The sequence below is a fragment of the Bacillus sp. ISL-46 genome (assembly GCF_018613205.1).
Genome location: NZ_JAGGQR010000097.1, coordinates 21,156 through 48,097 on the forward strand (window position 1 = coordinate 21,156; position 26,942 = coordinate 48,097).

Genomic DNA, 26,942 nt, shown 5'->3' on the forward strand with positions numbered 1-26,942 from the left:
GAGGTCTTTATGATTCAAACAAAGGGGAAAGTCTATATTGTTGGAGCAGGTCCTGGTGATCCTGATTTAATTACGGTTAAAGCAGCGAAATGTCTTGAGCAGGCAGACGTTATTCTTTATGATCGGTTAGTCAATCCGGTGTTGCTGAAATACGGTAAGACCGACGCTGAGTTCATCTATTGCGGAAAAGAGCCGGGAAACCATTGTGTTTCCCAAGATTCCATCCATCAAATATTAGTAGATAAGGCCTTGGCTGGTAAAACGGTTGTTCGATTAAAGGGAGGAGACCCATTTATTTTTGGCCGAGGCGGTGAAGAAGCAGAAGTGCTTGTTCAAAATGGGCTCGAATTTGAAATTGTACCTGGGATTACTTCTGGTATTGCTGCCCCGGCTTATGCGGGAATTCCTGTCACTCACCGTGAATGGAGTCAATCGTTTGCTATGATTACAGGTCACTGTTTGAGTGGCAAACCTAAAAACATTCGTTGGGACCATCTAGCCCATGGTGTCGATACTCTTGCCATTTATATGGGTGTCAAACATCTTCCTTTTATATGCAGCCAACTTATATCCTGTGGAAAGGATTCTCAAACACCTATAGCTGTAATTGAACAAGGGACAACAGGAAATCAACGGACAGTTGTCGGTACACTTGAGACGATTGTTGAAGTTGTAAATGAAAATGGAATTACGAATCCAGCCATGATTGTCATCGGAGAAGTTGTCAAACTATCGGAGAAACTATCCTGGTTACCGGAAAGGGTCAAAGAAGAGATGCTAATATAAAACAATAATTGTGTTTTAAGAGTTTATATGAATAGTATAGACTCTTTTTTTTGTCATTATTTTTAATTTTACAATTAATAAAAATTCAATATCCGTGGAACTTAACAAATTTGCCATTGAAATTTGATGGCTTTTTTTTCTTTTTCTCTCCATAATAATAATTAATTGATTTTTATGAAGGATTAAATATAATTATGTAGAATTGCATAACTAAATATACCTAATTAAGAGGGCGGAATAATGAATAAATCGGGTCAAATTATCCTGGTGCTGATTTCGGTTTTATATAGCAGTTACCAAAAGATTTACGATCATCATCCTTTTTTTTCGATAGACTTTTTTCTTTTTACCCTTATTGCATGGGGAGTGGGTTGGCAATATGATAAAGCACGCTATTATGAAAAAAAAGCACGTGCTAGTGAGGAGAGCTATAAGAAGTTAATAGATTCATTGCCTGCACCCGTCTATATTACGAGTAATCATAGGTTTTTATATGTAAATAAGTCTGCCATGAAAATGATTGGTGCTACCAAACTAGAAGATGTAATGGGGAAATCCATTTTTGAATTTATTATTCCAGACTATAAAAGTCGTTTGCTTGAACGTTTTAAACAAATAAAGAAAGAAAAGCAGCCCGTAAACACCATCGAATACAAAGCAAAGCGTTTGGATGGGACATCCTTTTTCTTTGAAGTATCTTCCTTGTTTATCGTTTTTGGGGGAAAAGATGCAGTGTTGTCCATTGGCAAGGATATTACTGAAAAAATGGAAGAAACAGAACGTCTACTTCAAAAGTCTGAAAAATTGGCATTATTAGGCCAAATGGCCGCAGGTATAGCCCATGAAATACGAAATCCACTCACATCTATAAAAGGTTTTATCCAACTCTTAAGGACCAGCACTAGGAAAGAGGAATACTTTGATATTCTGTTAACAGAGCTTGACCGGATTAATGATATCGTCGGGGAGTTCCTCGTGCTTGCCAAACCGACAGCTGCCGTTTATATGACACGGGATATAAAGATGTTATTAAAGGATGTTGTCACCTTAATTAACAACCAGTCTCTTTTAAATAATGTTCAAATCTTTGTGGATTTTGACAATGATTTGCCGTTGATTAGCTGCGAAGAAAATCAACTAAAACAAGTTTTTCTAAACCTACTTAAGAATGCGATTGAAGCAATGCCTAAAGGCGGAAATATTAATGTATACGTTATGAAAAAAGAAGATGGGAAAATTTCGGTACAAATCATTGATCAGGGGGTTGGGATTCCGGAGGAACGGATCTCTACTCTAGGGGAACCATTTTATACCACGAAGGAAAAGGGAACAGGTCTTGGCCTAATGACTTGCTACAAAATTATCGAAGGCCATAATGGGGAACTAAACATTTACAGTAAAATTAACGAAGGAACCACCATTGAAATAATTTTACCAACAATTACTCAGCCATTATTGAAGATGGAAGTGAGCCATTCATAACGAATGGCTTATTCTATTTACTTGAAAAAATGATAAAATATCATAATAGAGTTAGATGAAAGAGATTAGGAGAGGAATTGTGGGTTCGTTACAATCTAAACAAATGCTTAGAGAAGTTCTTTTTTTAACTATTTTGTTATGTTCATCAAAAGTATAAGGAATTTTAATTTAACTGTGTCGGAGGAATGTATGAAAAAGAATAGGTATGTGTTTTGGGGTCTTGTAATATCTACCCTAATATCAGCACTTGATGCAAATATTATGCAAACGGCAAGTCCCACCATAGTGAAACAGCTTGGAGGGATGGAGCTGTTTGCTTGGATATTTGTTGTCTATATGTTAGCAAGTACGGTTACGGTCCCGCTTTACGGGAAATTATCTGATATGTATGGTCGGAAAAAGCTGTTAATTATCGCTGTTTCAATATTTACCCTAGGTTCGATTCTCTGTGGAATGGCCAATTCCATTAGTATCCTGATTATTTTTAGAGGTGTCCAAGGAATAGGGGCAGGCGGGATGATCCCACTCTCCATGATCATCGTAGGTGATTTGTTTACGATAGAAAACCGCGGGAAAATTCAAGCGGTCTTTAGCAGCATATGGGCAATTTCATCCATCGTTGGACCTGTATTGGGTTCCTTCTTTGTCGAAGCACTAACGTGGAGATGGATCTTCTTTATCAATATTCCCATTGGAATTGCAACGGTTCTTTGTATGATTCCTTATAAGGAAAAAATCGAATTTAAAAAGACCCATATCGACTACAAAGGTTTCTTCTTATTTGGGATTTCGATTACGCTATTATTGTTATCTACGAATGTAAAAAATTCTATTTGGTACATTATCCTTGGAATTATCGGTTTGATTGTCTTCATATTGGTGGAGAGGAAAGAAGCACATCCGTTCTTGCCAGTATCATTGTTTAAAAACAAAGGAATCCTAATGACTAACCTTTTCATGTTATTTTACTGTCTGTCCTTTTTTGGAACATCCAACTTTATTCCATTGTATCTTCAAGAAGGAAATGATATGAGTATTTATAAAAGTGGACTAATTCTTCTCAGTATTGCGGTGGGCTGGATGTTTGGCAGTACCCCGGCAGGGAAGTGGATTATACGCTATGGATATAAAAGCTTATTTATCATCGGAAGCTTCATCACAACTGCTTCAGGCTTAGCATTATACCTATTCATCACTGATTTATCTTATATTGGTCTGTTTCTAATCTTAACTATCCAGGGCGTTTCATTTGGCTTATTATTTGCGGTTGGAACGATCGCTTCCCAAGAATTTGCTGAATCCCATATCAAAGGCATGTCCACTTCGCTGCAAATGTTTCTAAAAAACATTGGGACATCAATCGGAGTCACCATCATGGGACTCATAATCAATCAGGCTGCAAGCATCGTTATTGGAATGAAAAACGTATTTCTTTATGCCCTTTGTTTGAGCTTAATTACGATTGTACTCAGCTTTGTCATTCCTGCTAAAACAACTGCTTTAAGTGAGAGTAAATAGTTTTACACTTCATGGTGCCTGACACCCAGCAATTTTTGGTGTCAGGCACCTCTTTTTTATTCTTAGGTTTATTTAAGTATTTCCCTAAACTCTTTTCCCCTTTGAACATAGTGCTCGCTGGACATTTGTAACAAGTCCAGGTCCTTCTGAGTAATTTCGCGGACCACCCTTCCTGGAGAACCCAACACGAGTGAGCGAGGGGGAATTTTAATACCTCCAGATAGCAGCGTATTGGCTCCTATAATACAATCCTCGCCAACTTCTACATTGTCTAAAAGCGTTGAACCCATTCCAATAATACATCGCTTACCAACCTTACAGCCATGCAAAATAACATTATGGCCAATTGTCACATCATCAGCAATTTCGACAGGAAATCCTTCGAATAAATGAATCGTTGAATTGTCTTGAATACTGCAGCGTTCACCGATGATAATTGGCCCGTCATCTCCACGTAATACCGCATTAAACCAGACAGATGAATCCTTACCAATTCTTACATCACCGATTAAATAAGCGCCAGGTGCAACAAATACTGATTCATGAACATCTGGGGAAATACCTTTGTAAGGAATAAACATAATAATCTCTCCTTATAAAAAACTGAATTATCTTTCTATTAATCTAAATATATCATGAAATCAAAGACAAGATGTCTAATATGTATTTATTCATTTCCAATTGAACTCTTTTTGCTCATTCGATTAAAACAATTTGTATGCACCTATTTAAGTATTGATTTTTTAAAACGCAAATTTTTTTTGCTATTTTCAATTAATTATATATTTTGCGCAAAATATTTTTGCACTAATTGAACCGAAAATCCTTTATTTATGCAAAATTAATGTTGGCACGGAACTTGCATAGTAATTAACTGTAACAAACAAACAAGGGGGAACAAACAATTGAAACCGTATAAACATGAACCATTTACAAACTTTGAAGATGAAAAAAATAAACTAGCTTTTCAAGATGCTCTTGCCTACGTTCAATCGCAGTTAGGAAAGGATTATCCAGTTGTAATTGGAGGGGAATCAATTACAACAGAAGAAAAAATTATCTCTATTAATCCAGCAAATACAGAAGAAATCATTGGTAGAGTTTCCATGGCTGATCAAGAGTTAGCAGAAAGAGCTATGCATGCTGCATTAACCACATTTGAAACATGGAAAACATGGAAGCCTGAACATCGTGCCAATATTTTATTCAAGGCAGCTGCAATTATGCGCCGCCGGAAACATGAGTTTTCTGCTTATCTTGTCAAGGAAGCCGGAAAGCCATGGAAAGAAGCAGATGCCGATACAGCAGAAGCAATTGACTTCATCGAATATTATGGCCGTCAAATGCTGAGATTGAAAGAGGGCTCACCAGTACAAAGCCGTGACGGAGAATACAATCAATATAATTATATTCCACTAGGTGTGGGGATTATCATTTCACCTTTTAACTTCCCATTAGCGATTATGGCAGGAACAACAATCGCAGCCATCGTATCTGGGAATACAGTTCTTCTAAAGCCAGCTAACTCTACACCAGTGGTTGCTGCAAAATTCGTTGAGTTAATGGAGGAAGCTGGACTTCCAAAAGGCGTTTTAAACTTTGTGCCAGGAAGTGGCGCTCAAATTGGTGATTACCTTGTTGATCATCCAAAAACTCGCTTCGTATCCTTTACCGGTTCTCGCGAAGTTGGCTGCCGCATTAATGAACGTGCTGCCAAGGTTCATCCAGGACAAAAATGGATCAAACGTGTTATTGCTGAAATGGGTGGTAAGGATACCGTGGTAGTAGATAATGATTCGGATTTAGATTTAGCAGCAGCAAGTATTGTCTATTCTGCTTTCGGATTTTCAGGTCAAAAATGTTCGGCAGGATCTCGTGCAGTTATTCATCAGGATGTCTATGATGTCGTACTTGAGAAGGTGGTTGCTTTAACAAAAACACTAACTCTTGGCAACCCTGAAGATGCAAATTCTTATATGGGACCTGTTATTGATGACAGATCCTTCAAAAAAATCATGAATTATATTGAAGTTGGCAAGCAAGAAGGCAAGCTTATGACTGGCGGAGAAGGCGATGATTCTAAGGGTTATTTCATTCAGCCTACAATTTTCGCTGATTTAGATGAAAATGCACGCATCATGCAGGAAGAAATCTTTGGTCCAGTTTTAGGTATTAGTAAAGCCCGTGATTTTGATCATTTGATGACCATTGCTAATAACACGGACTATGGTTTAACAGGGGCACTAATTTCGAATAATCGTGAGCATATTGAACGGGCACGTGAAGAATTCCACGTGGGGAATCTTTATTTTAACAGAACTTGTACGGGTGCGATTGTTGGTTATCAACCGTTTGGCGGATTTAATATGTCGGGTACAGATTCCAAAGCAGGCGGTCCTGAATATTTATTGCTTCACATGCAGGCTAAAACAACATCTGAAACGCTATAAAAACTACAGCTTAGATGCCTCGATAGGTGGATTTTATTCAACCTGTCGAGGAAATTTGAAGGAGGAACTATAATGACAGTAACTGAGACAACTAAAACAAATCAAATCATTGAACAAACAGATAAATTTGGTGCAAATAACTATCATCCACTGCCAATCGTTATTGCAAAGGCAGAAGGAGTTTGGGTGGAAAGTCCAGAAGGTAATCGTTACATGGATATGCTAAGCGCTTATTCTGCTGTTAACCAAGGACATCGTCATCCAAAAATTATTCAAGCATTGAAAGACCAAGCCGATAAAGTAACGCTTACATCCCGTGCTTTTCATAATGATCAACTTGGTCCATGGTACGAGAAAATTTGTCAGTTAACCAATAAAAATATGGCACTCCCAATGAATACTGGAGCAGAAGCTGTTGAAACGGCACTAAAAGCAGCACGTCGCTGGGGTTATGATGTAAAAGGGATTGCTGAAAATCAAGCAGAAATTATTGCCTGCGTAGGGAATTTCCACGGCCGTACAATGGGTGCCGTTTCCTTATCATCTGATCCGGAATATAAGCGTGGTTTTGGTCCGATGCTGCCTGGAATCAATTTAATTCCTTACGGTGACCTCGAAGCATTGAAAGCAGCGATCACACCAAACACAGCAGCATTTTTAATCGAGCCAATTCAAGGTGAAGCAGGAATTATTTTACCACCAGAAGGATTTTTGAAAGCGGCATTTGATTTATGTAAAGAAAACAAAGTATTATTCATTGCTGATGAGATTCAAGTAGGCTTGGCACGTACTGGAAAAATGTTTGCATGTGATTGGGAAGATGTGAACCCTGACATGTTGATCCTAGGTAAAGCACTAGGCGGCGGTGTGTTCCCAATATCTTGTGTTGTTGCTAATTCTGATGTATTAGGCGTATTCAATCCAGGTTCCCACGGTTCAACGTTTGGTGGAAATCCACTTGCTTGCGCAGTATCGCTTGCAGCCTTGGATGTAATTGAAGAAGAAAAACTAGCCGAACGTTCGCTTGAATTAGGTAAATACTTCTTTGAACAATTACAATCTATCGATAATCCAAAAATTAAAACAATAAGAGGCCGAGGATTATTTATCGGAGTTGAACTTACTGAAGCGGCAAGACCTTATTGTGAGCAGTTAAAAGAAACAGGCTTATTATGTAAAGAAACACATGACACTGTTATTCGTTTTGCACCACCGCTTACTATTACTAAAGAAGAAATCGATTGGGCTTTTGAAAAAATCAAAACAGTTTTAAGTTAATTTTTAAATTAACAAGCTAATAATCTATTATACGACGGGGTGTCAGTCATGTCTGTTAAAGCGATAGTAACTGAAATGGAAAAGGAACAACAAAAAGAACAAGAATCATTAAATTTATTCAATTCAACCCAAACGATTATTCAACAAGCATTATCAAAATTGGGCTATAATAGCGAAATGTATGAATTATTAAAAGAACCGATTAGATTGTTAACAGTCCGCATTCCTGTAAAAATGGATGATGGTTCTGTCAAAATTTTTACGGGCTATCGCTCCCAGCATAATGATGCGGTCGGCCCAACTAAAGGCGGCGTCCGTTTCCATCCTGAAGTGGATGAAGAAGAAGTAAAAGCGTTGTCCATTTGGATGAGCTTAAAGTGTGGAATCACGAATCTTCCATATGGCGGCGGTAAAGGCGGAATCATTTGTGATCCGCGAAATATGTCCTTTAGAGAGCTTGAAGGTTTAAGCCGCGGCTATGTTCGTGCGGTCAGCCAAATCGTGGGACCTTCAAAAGACATTCCAGCACCAGATGTTTATACGAATTCACAAATTATGGCATGGATGATGGATGAGTACAGCCGTTTACGTGAATTTGATTCACCAGGATTTATTACCGGGAAACCAATCGTCCTTGGAGGTTCTCAAGGTCGTGAAACAGCGACTGCCCGTGGTGTAACAATCTGTATTGAAGAAGCAGTCAAGAAAATAGGGAAACAGTTGCAAGGAGCCCGTGTAGTCATTCAAGGCTTTGGGAATGCCGGAAGTTATTTGGCCAAATTTATGCATGATGCAGGGGCTAAAGTTGTGGCTGTATCCGATGTGTATGGCGCTATATACGATCCAAACGGACTTGATATTAATTACTTGCTTGATCGAAGGGATAGCTTCGGCACATTCTCGCAACTATTTAAAAATACGATCACAAACCAAGAGCTACTTGAATTAGAGTGTGATATTCTTGTGCCGGCAGCTATCTCGAACCAAATCACAGCCAAAAATGCTGCCAACATTAAAGCAGCGATTGTTGTGGAAGCAGCGAATGGGCCAACAACACTTGAGGCAACAAAGATTCTTACAGAGCGTGGTATTATCCTTGTTCCTGACATCCTTGCAAGCGCAGGCGGGGTAACTGTTTCTTATTTTGAATGGGTGCAAAATAATCAAGGTTATTATTGGACCGAGGAAGAAGTAGAAGAAAAGCTTAAGAAGGTAATGGTTAGCTCGTTTGATAATATCTATCAAACTTCTAAAACACATCAAGTAGACATGCGTTTAGCAGCTTATATGGTTGGAATAAAGAAAGTTGCTGAGGCCTCTCGTTTCAGAGGATGGGTATAAAAGGAGTAGAGTAATCTTTAAATGATTGAAATCTCCCTACAAGGATGGACGGAAAAATCTCTATCTGTTCTATGACTGTACGAAATTAAAAAAGGAGTGACAAAAATTGTCAGTAGTGGTGGAAGAAGTTATTTTCAGTCCGTGTTCTGGGATCGTGGAAACTGTTTTAACAGAGGAAAACGACCATGTATATGAGTGGGAAAAACTGTTATTAATTAAATCCCAGAACGGTAGAATTGAAGAGATTTCGATCGGGATCAGCGGGTATATCACATCTTTACCTATTAAGAAGGGCCAAGAAGTTAATACTCAAACAGTCCTAGCAACCATCCAAGATGATTTGTTAATTACAGGATCTGATTAAGAAAATCGATATACTTTTAAAAAACTCTTTCCGTTCATTTGGAAAGAGTTTTTGCATGAGTGCCGCCTAATGGTAAAATATTGTATATATAATGATTAAGCCTTGGGATAGGAGGTTGAATTTTGAATATTAATTTGAAGGATTTTCAGCAATTAACAGATTATGACAATGTTTTAGTTGTAGATGAAAATGGGATTATTATCTTTAATGATTTAGCGGATTTAAATGTACTAAAAGAAATCGGCCTTAGACCTGAAGAATTTATGGGAAAGCATATAACCTCCTCTTATATGAACCTTTCGCATGAAAATAGTACCATTATGAACGTTTTAAAAAATGGAAAAGCGGTATGCAATGTAAAACAAGAACTAATCATGAAAAATGGAAATCTTTTTGTTACGATAAATTCTACCTATCCAATCAAAGATAATGAAAAAATAATCGGGGCAATTGAATTCTCAAAACACTTTTATACAAAAGAAAACATCCAATCCTTGGACAAATTTGCAAGTCATAAGGTTTATCGAAGAAACAATACCATCTACACCATTGATAATATCATTAGTGTAAATCCAAAGATGGAAGCAATTAAAAATAAAATTAAAAAAATTGCTATGACAAACTCAACTGTATTGATCAACGGTAAAACAGGCACAGGAAAAGAAATGATTGCACAGTCGATCCATAATTTGAGCGATCGTTATGGAGGACCATTTATTTCACTAAACTGTGGTGCGGTTCCGCCGAACCTATTCGAAAGTACTTTGTTTGGCACGGTAAAAGGGAGTTTTACTGGTGCTATCGCTATGCCAGGATTATTCGAACAAGCTGAAGGCGGCACATTGTTTTTAGATGAGATTAATTCCTTAGATTTTTATCTTCAAGTAAAACTTCTTAAAGCTATTGAAGAAAAGGTTATTAGAAGAATAGGTGGAGATAAAAATATTAGTGTCGATATTCGAGTGATTTCAGCAACGAATGAGGACCCAGATGTTTTAGTTGCAGAAAAACGGTTAAGAGAGGATCTTTTTTATCGATTGGGAGTTGTCCAGATTGATTTACCCACCTTAGCGGAGCGAAAAGAAGATATAGAAAAGCTGCTCGAATATTATATCGATTTTTATAACAATAATATGAATATTTATATTGAAGGGTGTCAGCCTGAGGTTATTGAATGTTTTAATCGGTATCCTTGGCCGGGGAATATAAGAGAATTAAAAAATGCGGTTGAAACGGCATATAATAATGTTTCTACCAATCATATCACGTTAGAAGATATTCCAAAAAGAATGAGGGAATATAACCAATCTCCTCCAAGTGATCAAATGGATAATAAGATCGAATCCTTAAAAGAAGCGGTAGAAAAATTTGAAAAGGAGCTAATAATGAAAGAACTAAGCAGCAAGAATGGAAAATTAACAGAAACGGCCAAACAATTGGGTCTATCGAAACAACTATTAAAATATAAAATCGAAAAGTACCAACTAGGATAAACGGTCATGTGATATCAATGAAAAACAAAATGGGACGGCCACGGATTGTATAAAATCTGTGGCTGTTTTTTTGATTCAAATGAAAAACTAGTTACTTGTCGCTAAAAATACTTTACGAATAAGTAAAAATTTTTACACTAAAAAGAAAGATCCTTGATCTTTTATTTATGGTAAAAATATTTTTACGAAATAAAAAAATTTTTACAATTATCGTTTCTCAGTTTGATTTATACCGAAAAACTTTCAAGAAAAGTGTAATAATTATTAATATTTCTTTAAAAATTTATTGTCGTTAATAGAGGATTTATAAGGTTTATTCGAAAGCTTCACAAAATTGTCGATTGGTTTTTAAAAAATTGGCACAATAATTGCATTATATTAAATAACGTGCATTTTTTTATAAATTCTAAATATTCACAAGGGATTGCACGATTGGTTAAATTCTAACCATTGTAAAGGATTTCAGTAATTAAAGGAGTGCATCGTATGAAAACAAACAAGATTTACCGTGACAGTCTCATTTTTGGTTTTGCCTTTTTCGCCGTATTTTTCGGGGCTGGGAATTTAATTTTCCCGCCATCGATCGGGTTTGTTTCCGGGACAGATTGGCCAACTGCTCTAGCAGGTTTTGTTCTTACTGGAATTATCCTGCCCTTACTTGGACTTATTGCTGTTTTAAATGCTGAAGGGAAATTTGAAGTCTTAACCAACCCAATTAGTCCATGGTTTTATAAAGTTTACAATATTCTGTGTATGTTAGGTGTTGCCATGGTCGTTTCCGTCCCTCGAACGGCTGCTACCACTCATGAAATAGGCGTTCATACACTATTTCCGCATTTTCCTGCGGTTGGAACAATGATTATCTTCTTTGCCCTTAATTATTATTTTGCCAATGACCGATCAAATCTTATCGATAAAGTTGGAAAAGTGCTGACACCTGGCTTATTAGTTATTTTATTATTCATCATCTTTAAAGGTACATTCGATCCAGTTGCAGCACCGATTGATACAAAACTTCCAAACTCATTTTCTAATGCTTTTACTGGTGCCTATCAGACGGGTGACCTTTTTACTGGTCTACTTTGTGCCTCAGTATTTATCGGAGCTGTTGTTAACAGAGGGTATAAGGACTCTGCCAACGTTAGGAAAGTTGCGATTAATGGTACGATCATCGCAGGTGTGGGTCTAATAATTGTTTACGGTGGCTTACTTTATATTGGTGCTACAGGTGCAGGTCTATTCCCGAAAGATATTGAGAGTACTGCTCTTTTAACGGGACTTGTTCATCGTTTACTAGGAGATTATGGAACGATTTTCTTGGCTGTTGCTGTTGCCTTAGCCTGCCTTACAACGGCGATTGGGATTACGGCGTCGATTGCCGATTTCCTCAGTCAATTGACCAAAAATAAAGTAAGCTATCGTATTTGGGTGCTAGTCATTTGTATTTGTGGAGTTTCAGTAGGCCTGCTTGGGGTCGAAAAAATTATTAACTTCGCGCTTCCACTTTTCTTGGGACTCTATCCAGTATCGATTGTAATAGTATTCCTTGGCGTCTTCCGTAAATATATCCCAAATGCAGGGGCATACAAGGGGGCGGTCTTGTTAACAGTTTTAGTTAGCTTATTTGAAATGTTAGGAGCCTATGGATTAAATATAAAGCTTGCTAATGATTTGATATCAATGATCCCGTTAAGCAGCAAGGGGTTCGCATGGCTTCTACCAGCAATCATCGGATTTATTGGAGGAGCACTGCTTCATAGGGCAGCTGCTCGAAAAAATGACATAGGAATGGATTTAAGTGCGTAACTGATAAATTATACAATCAATGTAACTTGCTAGATTTTCAGAAAGGGAGTAAGAGAAATCGATGACTATCAATAAAAAGACTGAGTGTACCTATATTAATGGAAAGATTTTTACAGCTAATCCTGATAAACCGCATGCAACCGCGATGATCGTTCGTGATGGTAAGGTAGCATGGATGGGCAGCCAAACTGATTTAGAAAAAATTGAAGGTGAATGTGTCGATCTCCAGGGCCGAAGAGTGCTGCCAGGCTTAATCGATGCTCATCTACACCCATTGTACCTTGCTAATGCATCCAAGCATATAGCTTGTACGCCTCCGCTTATTCATTCCATTGAAGATTTAATTAAAGAGGTTAGAAGTTTGCGAGGTGCTCAAGGGAAGGATAAATGGGTTGAAGGCTGGGGATATGATGAAGGAAAGTTGCTGGAAAGACGTTCACCCACACGCTGGGATTTAGATCAAGCTGCAGCAGACGTTCCTATTATTATTACACGCACGTGTGCACATATTGTCGTAGTAAACAGCAAGGCTTTGGAATTAGCAGGAATTACAAGGGATACACCTGAAGTGCCAGGTGGTCAGATTGACCGAGATGAAGACGGTGAACCAACTGGCATTTTACGCGAAAATGCCAAGGACCTTGTCACTCGGATTATGCCTGTGAAAACACTCGAAGAGAACGCTGAAATACTTGCCGAGTTAAGTAATGTGCTGCTCTCCCATGGAATTACAGCGATCACCGATGCAATGGGCAGAACGGAACCAACTGATTATTTGGAAATGTATAATGATGCAGTCAAAAAAGGACTAAAGCAACGGACAGTACTCTACTATATTTGGGAAGATTTAAAGAAACAACCAATTTTTGAAACCTATAAAACTTGCAATGAAAACCAAATCCATATTGGCGGGGTTAAGTTATTCTCAGATGGCAGTGTATCCGGCCAAACCGCATGGGTGAATCCACCTTTCTTAGGTGAGGGAAAGAATTATGGGATTCAAATGACCACCGCTGAAGAATTATTGGCGGCAGCAGAGGCAGCAGAACAAAATAATGTTCAGCTGGTTGTCCATGCCATGGGTGAGCAGGCAATTGATTTAATTGTTGACACATTTTATGGTAAACAAGGCTGGCTAAAAGATGCCCCTTCGATCAGGATTGAACACGCGGCGATGCCCAGTCCGCAAGCCTTAAAGCGTGCAGCCGAAACAGGAATTGCGTTTGTTACCCAGCCAATCTTCTTGTTTGCAGAAATTGAAAGCTACCATAATAACCTTGGTGCCGATCGAACAAAGAAGACCTATCCTGTAAAGTCAATGCTAGAAGCAGGAATCAAGGTTGCCTTTTCATCTGATGCACCTGCGACCGCATGGGCCGATCCGGTTAGTCCGTTTGTAGGAATTAAAGCTGCTGTTACACGCCTGGCGTATGATGGGACGGACACGGGGCAAGAACAAAAAGTAGATTTAGAGACAGCTATCATTCTTTATACTAGGGCCGCTCAAGAAATTACCCGCATTCCGAAGGTTGGACAGCTGGCACTAGGATATCATGCCGATTTTATTATACTTGACCAAGATATCTTTGAAATGAGCCCTGAGAAGATTGATGAAATACAGGTAGTGGAGACATTTATGGGCGGAAAATCCGTTTATCAAAAAGGGGCAGCATCTTTATATTAATAGGGTTCGATTTGGTCGTAATTTCCAGATTCTATCTCTAAAGAAGATTGAATCTGGCTTACCTCCTTTTTTAATTCCATAACATATTAGTTTTACACATTTTTTTCAATATGGTAAAACTGAAATATAATGAAGGAAAGGGAGAATATTATGACAAAGTCAATTTTTACAAATGGGACAATCTATACTTTGGACGCGAATCAACCAGTAGTGGAATCTGTTGTCGTTGAGAATGGTAGAATCATAGATATAGGGTCTCACCACGAAATGATCCTACAATGGGGAAGAAATGGGTCAAACATTATTGATTTACAGGGGAAAATGGTTACGCCCGGATTGACTGATAGCCACCTGCATCTTTCTGGTGTGGCGTTCAACTTTTTAGACCTTGATTTAACCGGTGTAAAATCAAAAAGCGAAATGCTTGATAAAATTAGGGAAAAGGCAAATACCGTTGCGCCTGGAAAGTGGCTTGTCGGAATGGGCTGGGATGAAAATCTCTTTACAGAAGGAACTATTCCTACCATAGATGAGTTAGACGTTGTTGCACCGCACTGTCCTGTTTATCTAAAACGGATTTGTCACCATGCATTTTTAGTGAATAGCAAGGCACTTGAAATGAGTCAGTATTATCCGGAGATTCATATTCCAACTGGCGGAACAGTTGTACTTGATCCGATTACCAAAAAGCCGACAGGGATGCTGCTCGAATCGGCTTCCCAGCTGATAACAAAATACATACCGGAACGAACCTATCAAGAGTTAAAGAATGGCTTACAGCAAGCGATGCAATTTGCGGTGAAGAAGGGGCTAACAAGTGTACATACCAATGATCCTGCTTATTTAGGCGGTTTGGATTCCACGTATAAAATGTATGATGAATTAATTAACCAGGAAGGCCAAGGTTTACGCTGTAATCTGCTCATTGATTACCCCTATCTTAATCAATTGAAAGAAAGAGGAATGTATGCAGGCTATGGAAATGACAAACTACAAATAGGAGCGATAAAAATTTTTGCTGATGGAGCATTTGGGAGAAGAACGGCGCTCCTATCAGAGCCCTATCACGATAACCCGAGTCAGTTTGGAGATGCCATGTATGACCAAGAAACCCTTTATCAAGTGGTTAAAGAGGTACGAGAACAGGCCATGCCACTAGCTGTCCATACGATTGGCGACAAGGCGTTAGAAAATGTTCTAGATATACTGGATCAATTTCCAAAAGTGGACTACCGTGATCGGATTATTCACACATCCCTGGTTCGGAATGATCTAATTCGGCGTTTAGTAGATATGAGCCGGATTGCTGATATTCAACCAAGGTTCGTGGTAGGTGATTATCCATGGGTGAAAGAAAGAGTAGGCGAAAAGAGGGAGCCATATTTATATGCATGGAAAACGTTACTTGAATCGGGCGTTTTGTGTGCCGGCGGTTCCGATGCACCCGTGGAACCTATAGACCCTCTGCTTGGTATTCATGCTGCGGTTACCCGTAGAACTCCTGGCGATCTTCATAAAGGCTGGAATGCCAAAGAGAAACTCTCAATGCTTGAAGCCGTTAAGCTTTTTACAATTGGGGGTGCATTCGCTACCAATGAAGAAAATCTTAAAGGGACGATTTCAAAAGGTAAGCTAGCGGATCTAACGGTTTATTCTAATAATTTATTTACAATGGAGAATCCTGACGAACTATTCCAAACTGAGATTGATATGACAATAATCGCCGGCGAAATAAAATTTGAAAATTAAGGTAATGAAATAGGTAAAAAGCAGCTAAAAGCAATGTAAGCGCTTTATAATTGACAAAATAATTAAAATAGTCAAAAAATATTGACAGGTTATTTTTTCAGTGGTACCCTTATAAAAATTGAAGATGAATCAATGATGAGAAGAGTAGATTAAGCCCTTGTTCTACAGAGAGTCGACAGTTGCTGAAAGTCGATGTCAGGACGTATTCGAAGATCATCTCGGAGATGTGTAGCTGAAACTGTTAAGTAAGCTAGACCGGAAATTCCGCCGTTACAATGGAACACGTACTTAGAATGGTACGTTGATCGAGAGCCGCAGTGTTTGTTTGTTGCGGAAGTAGGGTGGTATCGCGAGTTAACTCGTCCCTATACTATGGGGGCGAGTTTTTTGTGTTTAAAAAATGTATTTATTCTTATTAAAATTTCTTTATGGATGCAAAAAATTAGGAGGGAAAAGGAAGATGAATCAACAAGTTGATAAGAAAGTGTTTAATGTGGAGGATATTATTATTGCCAGCCATACCATTAAGGATGTTATTTCGCCAACTCCCCTGCAATACAATCACTTGTTGTCAGAACGATACGGCTGCCATGTCTACTTAAAACGAGAGGATTTACAAAGCGTTCGTTCCTTTAAAATCCGCGGGGCATATAATCGTATTAAGAAACTTAATGAAGATGAGTTAAAGAATGGAATTATCTGTGCAAGTGCAGGAAACCATGCGCAGGGGGTTGCTTATTCTTGTCATCTCTTAAATATTCATGGGAAAATCTTTATGCCAAGTACAACACCAAAGCAAAAGGTAAAACAAGTTAAATTTTGGGGTAAAGATGATGTTGAGATTGTTTTGGTTGGGGATACCTTTGACGATGCTTATGAAAAAGCAAGGGAATGCAGTCAAGAGGAAAATCGGACATTTATTCATCCCTTTGATGATCCCGATGTGATTGCTGGACAAGGGACGGTTGCCGTTGAACTGCTTAATGATTGCCCTGAAAAAATTGACTATCTGTTTGCCGCAATTGGCGGAGGAGGGCTTTTGTCTGGGGTTGGCACGTATTTAAGGCACTATTCTCCAGAAACGCAATTAATTGGTGTGGAGCCACAAGGTGCACCAGGCATGAAGGAATCATTTTTAAAAGGGGAAGTGACAACCTTAAAAGAAATTGACCCGTTTGTGGATGGTGCAGCTGTGAAGACGGTGGGATCAATGACCTTTAGCATCTGCAAAGAAATCGTTGATGATATTCTTGTTGTTCCGGAAGGAAAGGTTTGCACGACATTATTATCGTTATACAATGAAAATGCCATCGTTGTGGAGCCGACTGGAGCCCTTTCTGTAGCAGCCTTGGATATGTATGCAGATGAAATTAAGGGCAAAACGGTGGTCTGTATCGTAAGTGGCGGTAACAATGATATTGGTCGGATGCAGGAAATCAAAGAGCGCTCAAAAATTTATGAAGGACTGCAACATTATTTTATTGTCCAATTCCCGCAACGCCCTGGTGCGTTACGTGAGTTTTTGGATGATGTCCTTGGACCAAACGATGATATTAGCCATTTTGAATATACGAAAAAGAATAATCGAGAAACAGGTCCAGCCTTGGTTGGAATTGAACTCAAGGATAAAGAAGATTACTCCCCGTTGATTGAACGAATCAAAGCGAAGGGATTTTTATATCGCGAGGTCAATAAAGATAGTACTCTGTTTCAAATGCTGGTTTAATCATCTAATGCTAATAAGAGGTCGAAACTCATTGGTTTCGACCTCTTTTTTTCATTTAATCTATACTAAACGCAATTTCTTAACTGAATTTAAGTAATAGACTCTTAACAAATGATGCAATTAATGTATAATATTATTTGTCAATGATAGAATCAATCAAATAAGTAATGAACACTTAATTATTATATGGAACATGTCTTGAAGTAGATCTAGTTTCATATTAATAATTTTGTGTAGATTCAAAAGCGGAAAGAGAGTGTTCATAATGGGACGTAAGTGGAACAATATTAAAGAAAAGAAAGCTTCAAAGGATGCAAATACAAGTCGTATTTATGCGAAATTTGGGGTTGAAATCTATGTAGCTGCTAGACAGGGTGAACCAAATCCTGAATCGAATCAAGCTTTAAAATTTGTTTTAGAGCGTGCAAAAACATACAATGTACCCAAACACATTATTGACCGAGCAATTGAAAAAGCTAAAGGCGGTTCTGAGGAAAGCTATTCTGAACTTCGATATGAAGGCTTCGGTCCAAACGGGTCGATGGTTATTGTTGATGCACTGACAAACAACGTGAACCGCACGGCTTCCGATGTACGTGCTGCATTTGGTAAAAACGGCGGAAACATGGGAGTAAGTGGATCAGTTGCATATATGTTTGATGCGACCGCTGTTATCGGCGTCGAAGGAAAATCGGCGGACGATGTACTTGAATTGTTGATGGAAGCAGATGTTGATGTACGAGACATCATTGAAGAAGATGAGTCGGTGATTGTTTATGCTGAGCCAGAACAATTCCATGCCGTACAGGAAGCATTCAAAAATGCGGGGATTACTGATTTTACTGTGGCTGAAATAACGATGCTTGCGCAAAATGAGATTGCCCTTCCTGAAGACGCACAAGCTAAATTCGAGAAAATGATTGATGTATTAGAAGACCTAGAAGACGTTCAACAAGTGTACCATAACGTTGATTTAGGTGAGTAAATATGAAAGCAGGCCTTTGTAGGTCTGCTTCTTTTATTTATTTAGTGGTGTCAGGCACCATTTTTATAGCTATGATTACCGTTTAACAGCAGATAAAATAAATATAGTTGAAATAATTGAAATTGACCCAATCCATTCGGCGGGCCCGAAAGATACTTGGAGCCAGGCTACGGCTAAAAAGGCCGCTGACAATGGCTCGACACAAGCAAGAAGACTTGCTTCAGAAGCACGAATGTATTTCAGACTTTCCATAAAACAAAAAAAGGCGATTAATGTTCCGAAAATAATCACAAAAACTACAGCTAGAAAGGACGTTAAACTCCAATGGCCTTGAAACTTCCATGGAGGATGAATCAAGCTAAAGCCAATCCCACCGATCATCATTCCCCAGCCAACAGTAAGAAGCGACCCCCATTTATTCAACAAACTTCCAGGATAGAGTGTATAAAAAGCGAGTGCAAAAGCAGATAGAATTCCCCATGTAAAGGCAGAGGATGAAATAGAGAGTGAATGGATATTACCCTTCGTCACAAGTAGAAAGGTTCCGAAGATGGCTAATCCAATCGCAATTACTTCATGTATTTTGGGTAATTCCTTTGCACGAAAACTTAAATAACAGACAATGATCACTGGTGCCAGGTACTGCAAAACGGTTGCCGTTGCTGCATTTCCTTGTTCGATGGCAGCGAAATATGTATATTGAACGCCAAACATGCCAATAACACCAAAGATTACTAGGCGGAAGATATCCTGTCTATCTTTCCAAATGGTCCAGATATTCTGTTTCCCCACCGTATGAGAAAAAAATAACAAACCAAAACCTGAAAAAATCAGCCTGTTAACAACTAGCCAGTTGGTACTAAATCCTTGTTGATGAAATAAGTATTGAGCGACAGTTCCTGAAACACCCCAAAATGTCGCCGCAATCAGCACTAAAAAAATGCCTTTTATCCTTGGGGAGGACATTACTGCTACTTGCGAATTCATTTGATCCCTCCATTATGAAACAATACTAATATCTTAATTTTTTAAATATAACAATGATTATAACACTTCTTAGGAAACTAGTTTAAAAAACTTATGGAAAAATCAATTTTAATCGAAGGATTATGGGAGGGAAGTAGCGAATAAAGAAAATATATGTAAGAAGTTGAGAGGAGAAGAGAATTTATGGTCTATAAGAAAGCTGGTCATGCAGATTTGATGGATCAAATAGTAAGTGATTCCCAATTAGATAAGGAAATCAAAAAGCACCCACGATTCGGCAAACCCATTCCATCCCTTCTATTTTCTGGGGATGTCTATTCCAATTTCTTCAACACAGCTAGCGATGCTGGTTATCTCCCACCATTTGTAATTTTACAAAAGGAAATCAGACATGAGATTTCTAAAGCCATAACATTAAAAGAACTAGAATCCGCTGAATTTGAAATAATGAGCTTGATAGATGCCATTAATGAAAGAATCCTGAAATATAACTCGATTTGTCCTTCAAAGATGAAAAAAGGAAAAATTGATTTTGACAATATTGAAAATCAATATAAAATTTGGGAATAAAAATATAAACATTACCAAACTTACTGGTACAAGACGTCTTTTCGCTTTATCCCTTTAAAGTATGATATTATTCTAATAATACGTTAGGGAAAGGATGTATAAGATGTCATTGGAAAGTGTGAAGGCCCATTTTAAACAATGGGAGCGAGATGGAGATGTAATGGAATTTGATACCTCGAGTGCCACAGTGGAACAGGCTGCCGAGACAATAGGAGTCGCTCCCGCTCGCATTGCGAAAACCTTATCCTTTAGGGGGAGCGAGGAAAAAGCTATTTTAATTGTTGCTGCAGGTGATGCAAAAATTGATAATAAGAAGTTTCGTCATCAATTCGGATTCAAAGCAAGGATGCTCTCACCAGATGAAGTTCTCGAACAAACTGGTCATGCCATTGGCGGTGTTTGTCCGTTTGGGCTGAATAATGAGCTTGAAGTCTATTTGGATGTATCAATGCAGCGCTTCGAGACAGTTTTCCCCGCTTGTGGCAGCACGAACTCTGCAATCGAATTAACGAAAGATGAATTATATCAGTATTCATTTGCTAAAGAATGGATTGATGTTTGTAAAGGGTGGGGACAAGACGAAGAGCAAGCAAAAGTAAGTCAGCAAATCGAGGCTTAACGGTAACCTTAGGGGGCGTATGATGCCCTCATAAAAAATTCAAAATAAACAAAAGTGGACCGGGCAAATTTGCCCGGTCTTCCTAATTAAACCCAATTACATTACGCTTTCGCCATTATCGTAATTAAATTGCCATTCAATTCCAAACTTATCTTTTAGGGAGCCGTAGCATTTGCTCCAGAATGTCTCTTGAAGCTCCATGACTACCGTGCCGCCTTCTTGAAGTTTGTTAAAATAAGATTTAATTTTATCCAAGTCCTTATTTACAATAGCAAGACTTATGTTGTTACCTGCTTCAAAAGGCATTCCAGGAAAAACATCAGAGAACATGACGTTGCTTCCATCAATGTACAGTCGTGTGTGCATAACCAAGTTTTTTCCTTCTTCTGGAAGTTGATATTCTGGGTTCGGAGGGGCTTCCCCGAAAGTCATAATTTGAGGTTTTTCTGTACCAAAAACCTCCGCGTAAAACTCTGCTGCCTCACGACAGTTTCCATTAAAATTAAGATAAACATCAACAGACATTTGCGATAACCCCTTTGTAATAAATTTCAATGGTAATTGTACCATTAACTGGAACAATATCAAATTCTTTGGAGGACCTATCTTCAATCAGACTACTATAAATAATTTTTAAACCGCGGGAATACAATTTACAAAAATCATATTTTGAATTTTTCAGTTGAAAGAAGGTATTGGGTGATGAAATTCAAAATACATCGATGTAATTGTCGAAAACTTTGGTCTGTTCAAACCAGAAAAACAAAGTTTACCGCATGCTCCGTTCTTTTAGATGGAAGTTGGAGTACAGAATTAAAGCCCGAAAGGAAATATAACCCCAAGGGATTTGTTACGACACATGGAAAACAAGATATCATAGTAAACCCATCAACAGAAGTCGTTGAGAAATTTGAAAAAATAGCAAAACTGATTTATGACAAAAAAAATGTTAATTTCAACGTCAACGAAGGGGAATCTTTATTTTTTGCCGAAGATGGAACTTGTTATATTCTTAAAAAGTTAATGAATTGAAGGAAAATTAATACTCCAAATGCTTTTGAACAAAATCCCCAATTTCGTCAATCGCCTGTTGACCTTCTGGAATATCAAACGTTTGAAAAACATGCCACATTTCATCCCATACTTTAAAAGTAACTTCGACACCCGCTGCCCGGGCACGATCTAAAAGTCGGGCCGAATCACTTAAGAGGATTTCATCATTTCCAACGTGAACTAACATGGAAGGGAGGCCCGACAAATCAGCATAAATTGGTGAAACAAGTGGATGTCGAGGATCCATATCCCGAATAAATAAGGCTGGTATAGCACGGGAGGCATCAGGTGATAGCCAAGGATCAGCATCCGCCCTTGTTTCCATTAATTGTGCCTTCCATATCTGTCCATGGAGACAGGAGCACCGCTAAGGCAGGCAAGGCTTCATCCTCATCTTTTACTCGGGCAGCAGTTGCTCTCGATAACTTCGATGCTAGATAACGATGGGTGTTGCAGCTTCCCATTATGTATGCGCCACCATGAAGATAAAGGAAACTCGGTCTTCCACAGCATTAGGTGCGGTTACCCATTCAGCAGGAATTTCCTCAATGATTTTTTTTCGACGTTGATATCTGGTGCAAGAGGGGTTAAGGCGGATAATGCTTCTAATCCGAGTCTAGCTGTTTCAATATCAGTTCCTGCTGTTTGGCTTGCTTTTGCAGTCATTAAATATTGTCTTACTAGTAAACTTTCTTGACTTGTTATGACGTTATACCCCTTTCAAAATAAAATGGAAGCGTGTACATATATGTATTTCTCTATAGATTCTATAATTCCTCCATAATTTCACAACGATTTTATGAACAAAGACCCCTGCATCAAAAGGGTAGATGCGGGGGCCTTAATCATATCTTATCTTGGTGTGATTGGTTTCACTGAAATAGCAGGGGAGCTAGTCGAAATTATGCAGCCCTCTAAATGATCGGGATTTAATAAGCCTAGGTTAAGAGCGGCTTTGATTTTTACATCATCTGGTTTTTTCACCACTTGGATGAGCTCATTCATCTGTAATTCTTCTAATCTTTTAATGGTTTCAACCTCGTCATATTTTTCTGTTTTTCGTATTTGCCGTTGAAGCTTATAGCCGCTTATGGTAATTTCGCCTTTATGATTAGATCCTACTAGATTATTAAAGTAATTTTGAAAGGCATCCTTTAATTCATTCATTTCCATTTCTATTTCTTTTTTCTGTTTATTCAGCTCGTAATACTTTACCAACATTTCTCCTGTAATCAAGTTCCCCATGTCCCCGCCTCCTGTTGCGAACGTATATTCCTATTTTATGTTTTCCTCTTCAAAAAAATGACCTATTCACCTAAAGCTGTGAAGAATATCTTTTGACAGTTTTTTGATGATTGTAGTTTTATCTGTCTTGGTGTCAGGCACCAGCGAAAAATGTGTGGAAAGAAAAAACATTTGCTTTCTTCTGTAGATAATGGCAAGCTATATTATGATTAAAAACTTTAATGGAAAGTACAAATAGGTGATTAAGATGATTGAGATTAAGACTTCGAAGCTTAGTGATGGGGAATTAAATAGAGGGGTATTTGCGACTCGTGATATTGCAAAAGGTGAGCTGATCCATGAAGCACCCGTTATTCCTTATCCTAATGAGGAGCATGTTCATATAGAGAAAACACTGCTTGCTGATTATGCATTTGAATATGGGATTAACCACACCGCACTTCTTTTAGGATACGGGATGTTGTTTAACCATTCATATGAGCCCAATGCTACATATGAAATTAACTTCCCGAATCACACGTTTGATTTTTACGCGTACAAGGATATCAAAGCAGGGGAAGAAATCCTTATTAACTATAATGGTGAAGAGGATAATAATGATCCACTTTGGTTTAATAAAGATGAATCCGAAAGTGAATAAATGAAAAAAGGATAGATAAAGGCAGGTTATCTGCTTTATCTGTCCTTTTTTCTTTGCAAAAAAAATCATTCAGTTAAAAGGTCTTAATGTTTGAACAAGTGTTAACTTAACCATAGTATTTATGAAGGAATAATCATAGGACTTTAGAAATAAGATGTCATAGGGCATGTTTATTTTTACCTATGAGATTGCCAGTAGGCATCTATTTCCAATATGAAGGCATTCCGAGGAAACCAAAAAAGGGGTGGAAGCTTGAAAACGATTTTTGGTTTGGGATTATTTATAATGATTGGTTTATTGAGCGCCTGTAATGATGATGACACATCAAAAGAACCGTCTAGTAAACCAGCAAGTGAAACTGCTAGCACGGTTGCAGGGGATGACATCTTTCAAAAAAGCTGTATTACCTGCCATAGTTCAGGTGACATTACTGGTGGTCAAGTAAAACTGGATTCAACGAAAATTCATGCCGATTTTCAAAAGAAAGAGGATCTTTATAGTTTTGTAGAAAAGAAGATGCCTAAGTCCGCTCCAGGTTCATTATCAAAAGAACAATATGATGCCGTTGTCAATTATTTATGGGATCAAAAGGAATAGTAAATGAAGGAAGATAATAGTCCGGAGGAATCTCCGGGCCTTTTTTTCATTCCCTCTTGAAGTGGTTTGTTTCAATTAATTGAAATATCTGATACTATAAGTATCAGTATATAAATCGACCATATCCATTACCAGCAATTATGCAAAACTGGATGGAGCGAAGGATATTTATAATATTGCCTCACAGCTAGTGATATCCCTTTGGCAATATTTGTTGCCATAGTGTAAATAAGATGCAGATTCGTGGAAAGGAGTGAGCATTCCAATCGCGGATCATTTTCCAGGACAACCCCCATAATGCTGCAATCTCCCATCGGAGGAAGTTTTTTTCCTAACCCCGCCCCAGGCAACAATGAACCGTCACGAACAACAATAGTGTTAACGATTCTTTCAGACCCTAGAACACTATCAATGGCAATGACAAAACTATTTTGGGGCAGGGTTAGCCGAGAAACCTGTGGGATAAGTGTTTTTGCATCTAAAGGAGATTCAAGGTTTCCGAATACTGTTAAGTGTTTGGGGTATAGATTATGTAGTAAGGTACCAACAAATGGACCTAGACTGTCACCACTTATGACATTTGAACCAATCCCTATTACGTAAATATGTTCTGTGCCTTCCGGAATGAGAGAATGTAAGCTGTCTCGAATGAATAGTGGTGCTAGCCTATCATTGAAAGTAATAATTCTTTCAGACAAAGCGTGCCTTACGTCTAAAGAAGTGTTCATGTCTATTTACCCCCAAGCAAAATTATTCTACAGAGTTGAACAAACGACCAAATATCGTGTTCAATAATAATGTTTTAATATTCTGCATTTACTTAAGATAATCCTTCTGTAATATTGTGAATTTCACTCAATCTCGTAGATTAGTAAATTGTTCTTAACTAGGAGGAATTAAAAAATGATTATCCAAAAAGCAACTATTAATGATCTCGAATCATTGACGGTATTGTTTGATTTATATCGGGTATTTTATGAGCAAACGTCCGACTTGGAGGGGGCACGAGAGTTTTTAAAAGCAAGAATAATGAACGACGAATCCGTTGTGTTTATGGCTGTTGATGGGGAAATTCCCGTTGGTTTTGTTCAGTTATATCCATCCTTTTCTTCTGTTAGCATGGGGCGATCATGGGTATTAAATGATTTGTATGTGAAGGAACAATTCCGTGGCAGAGGTGCAGGGGAGAAATTAATACATATCGCGATTCAGTTTGTAAAGGAAACAGGAGCAAAAGGAGTTATGCTAGAGACAGGCAAGGAAAACATTACTGCCCAAAGACTTTATGAAAAAATTGGTTTTGAAAGGGAATCGAATTATTTTTATTATTTCTCTATATGAAAAATAAGGTAGGTGTTTGTTATCTCCAAGTGTTACTAATATTCGTTATTTTTTCGAATTTCGTTCATTTTATGAAGCATGTAATCTGCTAATCTGAGAGTAAAGTAATGTAAGGAGATGATCATTCATGAAAAATTTAGCCGATGCAAATGATGTTTTGAGCGGAAAAGTGTATATGGTCGAAATGAAAGATGGGGAAATCAGTTCCTTTCGAATAATGGGCGAAACATCCACCCACTATATTTTCTCTTATTCCACTAACGAAACGGTAGAGGTTTTTGAAAAAGCAAAAAGTGAAGTCATCGGCATTTTTGAGGTTCGGGAATGGTGGGACACGAAAGGGAGCGAATAAGATAATAGCTAACCCCAATTCCGCATGGAAAAGGGGTTAGCTATTTTTTTACCGATTAATGAGTTCATCTAAATGTTTCATAATAACCTCACGATTACCAGCTATACGTTCTTCTCTAATCTGATCGTTTTTTAATTTTTTGAGGGACTTTTCCAATACAGCTTGTTCGACCATTTGTGGAATGACCACGACGCCGTCCGCGTCCCCAACAATGATATCGCCTGGATGTACTGTCATTCCGCCGCATGAAATCGGGATATTAATCTCTCCAACTCCTGCTTTACCACTTGCTGCAACGGTAGTGCCCCTCGAGAAGACGGGGAATTTCAAGCCCTTGATTCCAACAATATCACGAATGACACCATCAACTACGATTCCACCGACTCCAAGTGTTTGAGCCATGCCAACAACAAAATCACCAGCAATGGCACGATATGGATCTCCTTTAGCATCAATAACTAAAATATCCCCTGGTTTTGACGCTCGGATTGCCTTTAGGACGGCAAGATTATCACCGACAGGAATCTTCACTGTTAATGCTCTTCCAGCAAGCTTATATTCTTCTTTTAGAGGTTTAATCGAAGGGTGGAGGTTATTTAAGCCATCCATCGCATCGGATATACAGGTTGTAGGAAGGTCATAGAATTTTTTTACCAGTTGGTCCATAGGAAAACTCCTCTCATTTTTTAATCTTCTTACCGTCATTATAGCTCGGGTAGCTACACTTTGCCCATTTTTTTCCACAAAAAAAAGAAAGTGGCCGATTACCACTTTCTAAAGAAGGAAAACTTTTATGGGTTAATACATGATATGTAGAACCTTGGACGTGCATGTAGTAAACATGTCCATATGGAAAAAATATTTTTAATAATTTAA

General features: G+C 38.2%; 28 protein-coding genes, 1 pseudogene and 1 other annotated feature. Of the genes and pseudogenes, 20 read left to right on the forward strand and 9 right to left on the reverse strand.

Features of this window, described 5'->3' with window-relative positions; translation table 11 throughout:
- Positions 1-9 precede the first annotated feature (9 nt).
- From cobA to J7E67_RS29580, 3 genes and pseudogenes are all read left to right on the forward strand, one after another.
- The gene (gene cobA, locus J7E67_RS29570; RefSeq protein WP_214717145.1) at positions 10-786 is read left to right on the forward strand and encodes a uroporphyrinogen-III C-methyltransferase; all 777 of its coding nucleotides are present in this window, start codon (positions 10-12) and stop codon (positions 784-786) included.
- Positions 787-1,026: 240 nt separating this feature from the next.
- On the forward strand, positions 1,027-2,268 hold the full coding sequence (locus J7E67_RS29575; RefSeq protein WP_214717146.1) for an ATP-binding protein: 1,242 nt from the start codon (positions 1,027-1,029) through the stop codon (positions 2,266-2,268).
- A 132-nt stretch (positions 2,269-2,400) separates the two neighbouring features.
- A pseudogene (locus J7E67_RS29580) lies at positions 2,401-3,786 on the forward strand (MDR family MFS transporter); the annotation flags it as partial.
- A gap of 68 nt (positions 3,787-3,854) precedes the next feature.
- Here J7E67_RS29580 and J7E67_RS29585 read toward each other — a convergent pair.
- Complete coding sequence (locus J7E67_RS29585; protein WP_214717148.1) at positions 3,855-4,367, reverse strand: gamma carbonic anhydrase family protein; 513 nt, start codon at positions 4,365-4,367, stop codon at positions 3,855-3,857.
- Positions 4,368-4,691: 324 nt separating this feature from the next.
- Between J7E67_RS29585 and pruA the strand changes: the two genes are divergently transcribed.
- The 10 genes from pruA to J7E67_RS29635 all read left to right on the forward strand — a co-directional run bounded on the left by pruA (position 4,692) and on the right by J7E67_RS29635 (position 18,662).
- Positions 4,692-6,236: an L-glutamate gamma-semialdehyde dehydrogenase gene (gene pruA, locus J7E67_RS29590; protein WP_214733388.1), complete on the forward strand. Its 1,545-nt coding sequence runs from the start codon at positions 4,692-4,694 to the stop codon at positions 6,234-6,236.
- 72 nt (positions 6,237-6,308) lie between these two features.
- Positions 6,309-7,514, forward strand: a complete 1,206-nt coding sequence (locus J7E67_RS29595; RefSeq protein ID WP_214717150.1) for an ornithine--oxo-acid transaminase — start codon at positions 6,309-6,311, stop codon at positions 7,512-7,514.
- 75 nt (positions 7,515-7,589) lie between these two features.
- Entirely contained in the window at positions 7,590-8,855 is a 1,266-nt protein-coding gene (locus J7E67_RS29600) for a Glu/Leu/Phe/Val family dehydrogenase (protein ID WP_214717181.1), read from the forward strand.
- A 106-nt stretch (positions 8,856-8,961) separates the two neighbouring features.
- Positions 8,962-9,219, forward strand: coding sequence for a biotin/lipoyl attachment domain-containing protein (locus tag J7E67_RS29605; protein ID WP_214717151.1), 258 nt, complete (start codon positions 8,962-8,964; stop codon positions 9,217-9,219).
- Positions 9,220-9,341: 122 nt separating this feature from the next.
- On the forward strand, positions 9,342-10,712 hold the full coding sequence (locus J7E67_RS29610) for a sigma-54 interaction domain-containing protein (protein ID WP_214733389.1): 1,371 nt from the start codon (positions 9,342-9,344) through the stop codon (positions 10,710-10,712).
- A gap of 486 nt (positions 10,713-11,198) precedes the next feature.
- Positions 11,199-12,518, forward strand: a complete 1,320-nt coding sequence (gene brnQ, locus J7E67_RS29615; RefSeq protein ID WP_214733390.1) for a branched-chain amino acid transport system II carrier protein — start codon at positions 11,199-11,201, stop codon at positions 12,516-12,518.
- A 61-nt stretch (positions 12,519-12,579) separates the two neighbouring features.
- Complete coding sequence (locus tag J7E67_RS29620; RefSeq protein ID WP_214717153.1) at positions 12,580-14,202, forward strand: amidohydrolase; 1,623 nt, start codon at positions 12,580-12,582, stop codon at positions 14,200-14,202.
- Positions 14,203-14,352: 150 nt separating this feature from the next.
- Positions 14,353-15,951: an amidohydrolase gene (locus J7E67_RS29625; RefSeq protein WP_214717154.1), complete on the forward strand. Its 1,599-nt coding sequence runs from the start codon at positions 14,353-14,355 to the stop codon at positions 15,949-15,951.
- Between the two features lie 123 nt (positions 15,952-16,074).
- Positions 16,075-16,321, forward strand: a binding site (T-box leader).
- A 90-nt stretch (positions 16,322-16,411) separates the two neighbouring features.
- A complete protein-coding gene (gene ilvA / locus J7E67_RS29630) occupies positions 16,412-17,677 on the forward strand; it encodes a threonine ammonia-lyase IlvA (protein WP_214717155.1) in 1,266 nt (421 codons plus the stop codon).
- 265 nt (positions 17,678-17,942) lie between these two features.
- Positions 17,943-18,662, forward strand: a complete 720-nt coding sequence (locus J7E67_RS29635; protein ID WP_214717156.1) for a YebC/PmpR family DNA-binding transcriptional regulator — start codon at positions 17,943-17,945, stop codon at positions 18,660-18,662.
- Between the two features lie 75 nt (positions 18,663-18,737).
- Here J7E67_RS29635 and J7E67_RS29640 read toward each other — a convergent pair whose 3' ends face one another.
- Positions 18,738-19,649 (reverse strand): DMT family transporter, encoded by a 912-nt coding sequence (locus J7E67_RS29640; protein WP_214717157.1) that lies wholly within the window; start codon positions 19,647-19,649, stop codon positions 18,738-18,740.
- 183 nt (positions 19,650-19,832) lie between these two features.
- Between J7E67_RS29640 and J7E67_RS29645 the strand changes: the two genes are divergently transcribed.
- A complete protein-coding gene (locus J7E67_RS29645) occupies positions 19,833-20,219 on the forward strand; it encodes a DUF1992 domain-containing protein (protein WP_214717158.1) in 387 nt (128 codons plus the stop codon).
- 103 nt (positions 20,220-20,322) lie between these two features.
- Positions 20,323-20,838 carry a YbaK/EbsC family protein gene (locus tag J7E67_RS29650; RefSeq protein ID WP_214717159.1) on the forward strand — a complete coding sequence of 172 codons (516 nt, stop codon included), beginning with the start codon at positions 20,323-20,325 and terminating at the stop codon, positions 20,836-20,838.
- A 96-nt stretch (positions 20,839-20,934) separates the two neighbouring features.
- Here the strand turns inward: J7E67_RS29650 and J7E67_RS29655 are convergent, their stop codons facing one another.
- Positions 20,935-21,363, reverse strand: coding sequence for a VOC family protein (locus J7E67_RS29655; RefSeq protein WP_214733391.1), 429 nt, complete (start codon positions 21,361-21,363; stop codon positions 20,935-20,937).
- Positions 21,364-21,540: 177 nt separating this feature from the next.
- Here J7E67_RS29655 and J7E67_RS29660 point away from each other — a divergent pair, with 177 nt between their 5' ends.
- Entirely contained in the window at positions 21,541-21,870 is a 330-nt protein-coding gene (locus J7E67_RS29660; RefSeq protein WP_214717183.1) for a hypothetical protein, read from the forward strand.
- Between the two features lie 7 nt (positions 21,871-21,877).
- On the opposite strand, the gene J7E67_RS29665 is transcribed toward J7E67_RS29660, so the two are convergent.
- The 4 genes from J7E67_RS29665 to J7E67_RS29680 all read right to left on the reverse strand — a co-directional run bounded on the left by J7E67_RS29665 (position 21,878) and on the right by J7E67_RS29680 (position 23,136).
- Complete coding sequence (locus tag J7E67_RS29665) at positions 21,878-22,216, reverse strand: alpha/beta hydrolase (RefSeq protein ID WP_214733392.1); 339 nt, start codon at positions 22,214-22,216, stop codon at positions 21,878-21,880.
- Positions 22,194-22,355 (reverse strand): alpha/beta hydrolase, encoded by a 162-nt coding sequence (locus tag J7E67_RS29670; RefSeq protein WP_214733393.1) that lies wholly within the window; start codon positions 22,353-22,355, stop codon positions 22,194-22,196. Before J7E67_RS29670 ends, J7E67_RS29665 begins: the two co-directional genes overlap by 23 nt.
- A gap of 58 nt (positions 22,356-22,413) precedes the next feature.
- Complete coding sequence (locus J7E67_RS29675) at positions 22,414-22,557, reverse strand: hypothetical protein (protein ID WP_214717162.1); 144 nt, start codon at positions 22,555-22,557, stop codon at positions 22,414-22,416.
- 186 nt (positions 22,558-22,743) lie between these two features.
- Positions 22,744-23,136: a hypothetical protein gene (locus J7E67_RS29680; RefSeq protein ID WP_179195849.1), complete on the reverse strand. Its 393-nt coding sequence runs from the start codon at positions 23,134-23,136 to the stop codon at positions 22,744-22,746.
- A 247-nt stretch (positions 23,137-23,383) separates the two neighbouring features.
- Between J7E67_RS29680 and J7E67_RS29685 the strand changes: the two genes are divergently transcribed.
- Positions 23,384-23,776 carry an SET domain-containing protein gene (locus J7E67_RS29685; protein ID WP_142292176.1) on the forward strand — a complete coding sequence of 131 codons (393 nt, stop codon included), beginning with the start codon at positions 23,384-23,386 and terminating at the stop codon, positions 23,774-23,776.
- Between the two features lie 252 nt (positions 23,777-24,028).
- Positions 24,029-24,373: a c-type cytochrome gene (locus J7E67_RS29690; protein WP_214717163.1), complete on the forward strand. Its 345-nt coding sequence runs from the start codon at positions 24,029-24,031 to the stop codon at positions 24,371-24,373.
- A 128-nt stretch (positions 24,374-24,501) separates the two neighbouring features.
- Here the strand turns inward: J7E67_RS29690 and yyaC are convergent, their stop codons facing one another.
- A complete protein-coding gene (yyaC, locus tag J7E67_RS29695; protein ID WP_214717164.1) occupies positions 24,502-25,101 on the reverse strand; it encodes a spore protease YyaC in 600 nt (199 codons plus the stop codon).
- 175 nt (positions 25,102-25,276) lie between these two features.
- Here yyaC and J7E67_RS29700 point away from each other — a divergent pair, with 175 nt between their 5' ends.
- Positions 25,277-25,714 carry a GNAT family N-acetyltransferase gene (locus tag J7E67_RS29700; protein WP_214717165.1) on the forward strand — a complete coding sequence of 146 codons (438 nt, stop codon included), beginning with the start codon at positions 25,277-25,279 and terminating at the stop codon, positions 25,712-25,714.
- 127 nt (positions 25,715-25,841) lie between these two features.
- Positions 25,842-26,066 (forward strand): BRCT domain-containing protein, encoded by a 225-nt coding sequence (locus J7E67_RS29705; protein WP_214717166.1) that lies wholly within the window; start codon positions 25,842-25,844, stop codon positions 26,064-26,066.
- 48 nt (positions 26,067-26,114) lie between these two features.
- On the opposite strand, the gene J7E67_RS29710 is transcribed toward J7E67_RS29705, so the two are convergent.
- A complete protein-coding gene (locus tag J7E67_RS29710; RefSeq protein WP_214717167.1) occupies positions 26,115-26,732 on the reverse strand; it encodes an RraA family protein in 618 nt (205 codons plus the stop codon).
- Positions 26,733-26,942 lie beyond the last annotated feature (210 nt).

Excerpts from the sequence above, each read along its gene's own strand:
- cobA (WP_214717145.1), top strand. The coding sequence starts at position 10 with ATGATTCAAACAAAGGGGAAAGTCTATATTGTTGGAGCAGGTCCTGGT.
- J7E67_RS29575 (WP_214717146.1), top strand. The coding sequence starts at position 1,027 with ATGAATAAATCGGGTCAAATTATCCTGGTGCTGATTTCGGTTTTATAT.
- J7E67_RS29585 (WP_214717148.1), bottom strand. The coding sequence starts at position 4,367 with ATGTTTATTCCTTACAAAGGTATTTCCCCAGATGTTCATGAATCAGTA.
- J7E67_RS29595 (WP_214717150.1), top strand. The coding sequence starts at position 6,309 with ATGACAGTAACTGAGACAACTAAAACAAATCAAATCATTGAACAAACA.
- J7E67_RS29600 (WP_214717181.1), top strand. The coding sequence starts at position 7,590 with ATGGAAAAGGAACAACAAAAAGAACAAGAATCATTAAATTTATTCAAT.
- brnQ (WP_214733390.1), top strand. The coding sequence starts at position 11,199 with ATGAAAACAAACAAGATTTACCGTGACAGTCTCATTTTTGGTTTTGCC.
- J7E67_RS29620 (WP_214717153.1), top strand. The coding sequence starts at position 12,580 with ATGACTATCAATAAAAAGACTGAGTGTACCTATATTAATGGAAAGATT.
- J7E67_RS29625 (WP_214717154.1), top strand. The coding sequence starts at position 14,353 with ATGACAAAGTCAATTTTTACAAATGGGACAATCTATACTTTGGACGCG.
- ilvA (WP_214717155.1), top strand. The coding sequence starts at position 16,412 with ATGAATCAACAAGTTGATAAGAAAGTGTTTAATGTGGAGGATATTATT.
- J7E67_RS29635 (WP_214717156.1), top strand. The coding sequence starts at position 17,943 with ATGGGACGTAAGTGGAACAATATTAAAGAAAAGAAAGCTTCAAAGGAT.
- J7E67_RS29640 (WP_214717157.1), bottom strand. The coding sequence starts at position 19,649 with ATGAATTCGCAAGTAGCAGTAATGTCCTCCCCAAGGATAAAAGGCATT.
- J7E67_RS29645 (WP_214717158.1), top strand. The coding sequence starts at position 19,833 with ATGGTCTATAAGAAAGCTGGTCATGCAGATTTGATGGATCAAATAGTA.
- J7E67_RS29650 (WP_214717159.1), top strand. The coding sequence starts at position 20,323 with ATGTCATTGGAAAGTGTGAAGGCCCATTTTAAACAATGGGAGCGAGAT.
- J7E67_RS29655 (WP_214733391.1), bottom strand. The coding sequence starts at position 21,363 with ATGTCTGTTGATGTTTATCTTAATTTTAATGGAAACTGTCGTGAGGCA.
- J7E67_RS29660 (WP_214717183.1), top strand. The coding sequence starts at position 21,541 with ATGAAATTCAAAATACATCGATGTAATTGTCGAAAACTTTGGTCTGTT.
- J7E67_RS29665 (WP_214733392.1), bottom strand. The coding sequence starts at position 22,216 with ATGGAAACAAGGGCGGATGCTGATCCTTGGCTATCACCTGATGCCTCC.
- J7E67_RS29670 (WP_214733393.1), bottom strand. The coding sequence starts at position 22,355 with ATGGGAAGCTGCAACACCCATCGTTATCTAGCATCGAAGTTATCGAGA.
- J7E67_RS29675 (WP_214717162.1), bottom strand. The coding sequence starts at position 22,557 with ATGACTGCAAAAGCAAGCCAAACAGCAGGAACTGATATTGAAACAGCT.
- J7E67_RS29680 (WP_179195849.1), bottom strand. The coding sequence starts at position 23,136 with ATGGGGAACTTGATTACAGGAGAAATGTTGGTAAAGTATTACGAGCTG.
- J7E67_RS29685 (WP_142292176.1), top strand. The coding sequence starts at position 23,384 with ATGATTGAGATTAAGACTTCGAAGCTTAGTGATGGGGAATTAAATAGA.
- yyaC (WP_214717164.1), bottom strand. The coding sequence starts at position 25,101 with ATGAACACTTCTTTAGACGTAAGGCACGCTTTGTCTGAAAGAATTATT.
- J7E67_RS29700 (WP_214717165.1), top strand. The coding sequence starts at position 25,277 with ATGATTATCCAAAAAGCAACTATTAATGATCTCGAATCATTGACGGTA.
- J7E67_RS29705 (WP_214717166.1), top strand. The coding sequence starts at position 25,842 with ATGAAAAATTTAGCCGATGCAAATGATGTTTTGAGCGGAAAAGTGTAT.
- J7E67_RS29710 (WP_214717167.1), bottom strand. The coding sequence starts at position 26,732 with ATGGACCAACTGGTAAAAAAATTCTATGACCTTCCTACAACCTGTATA.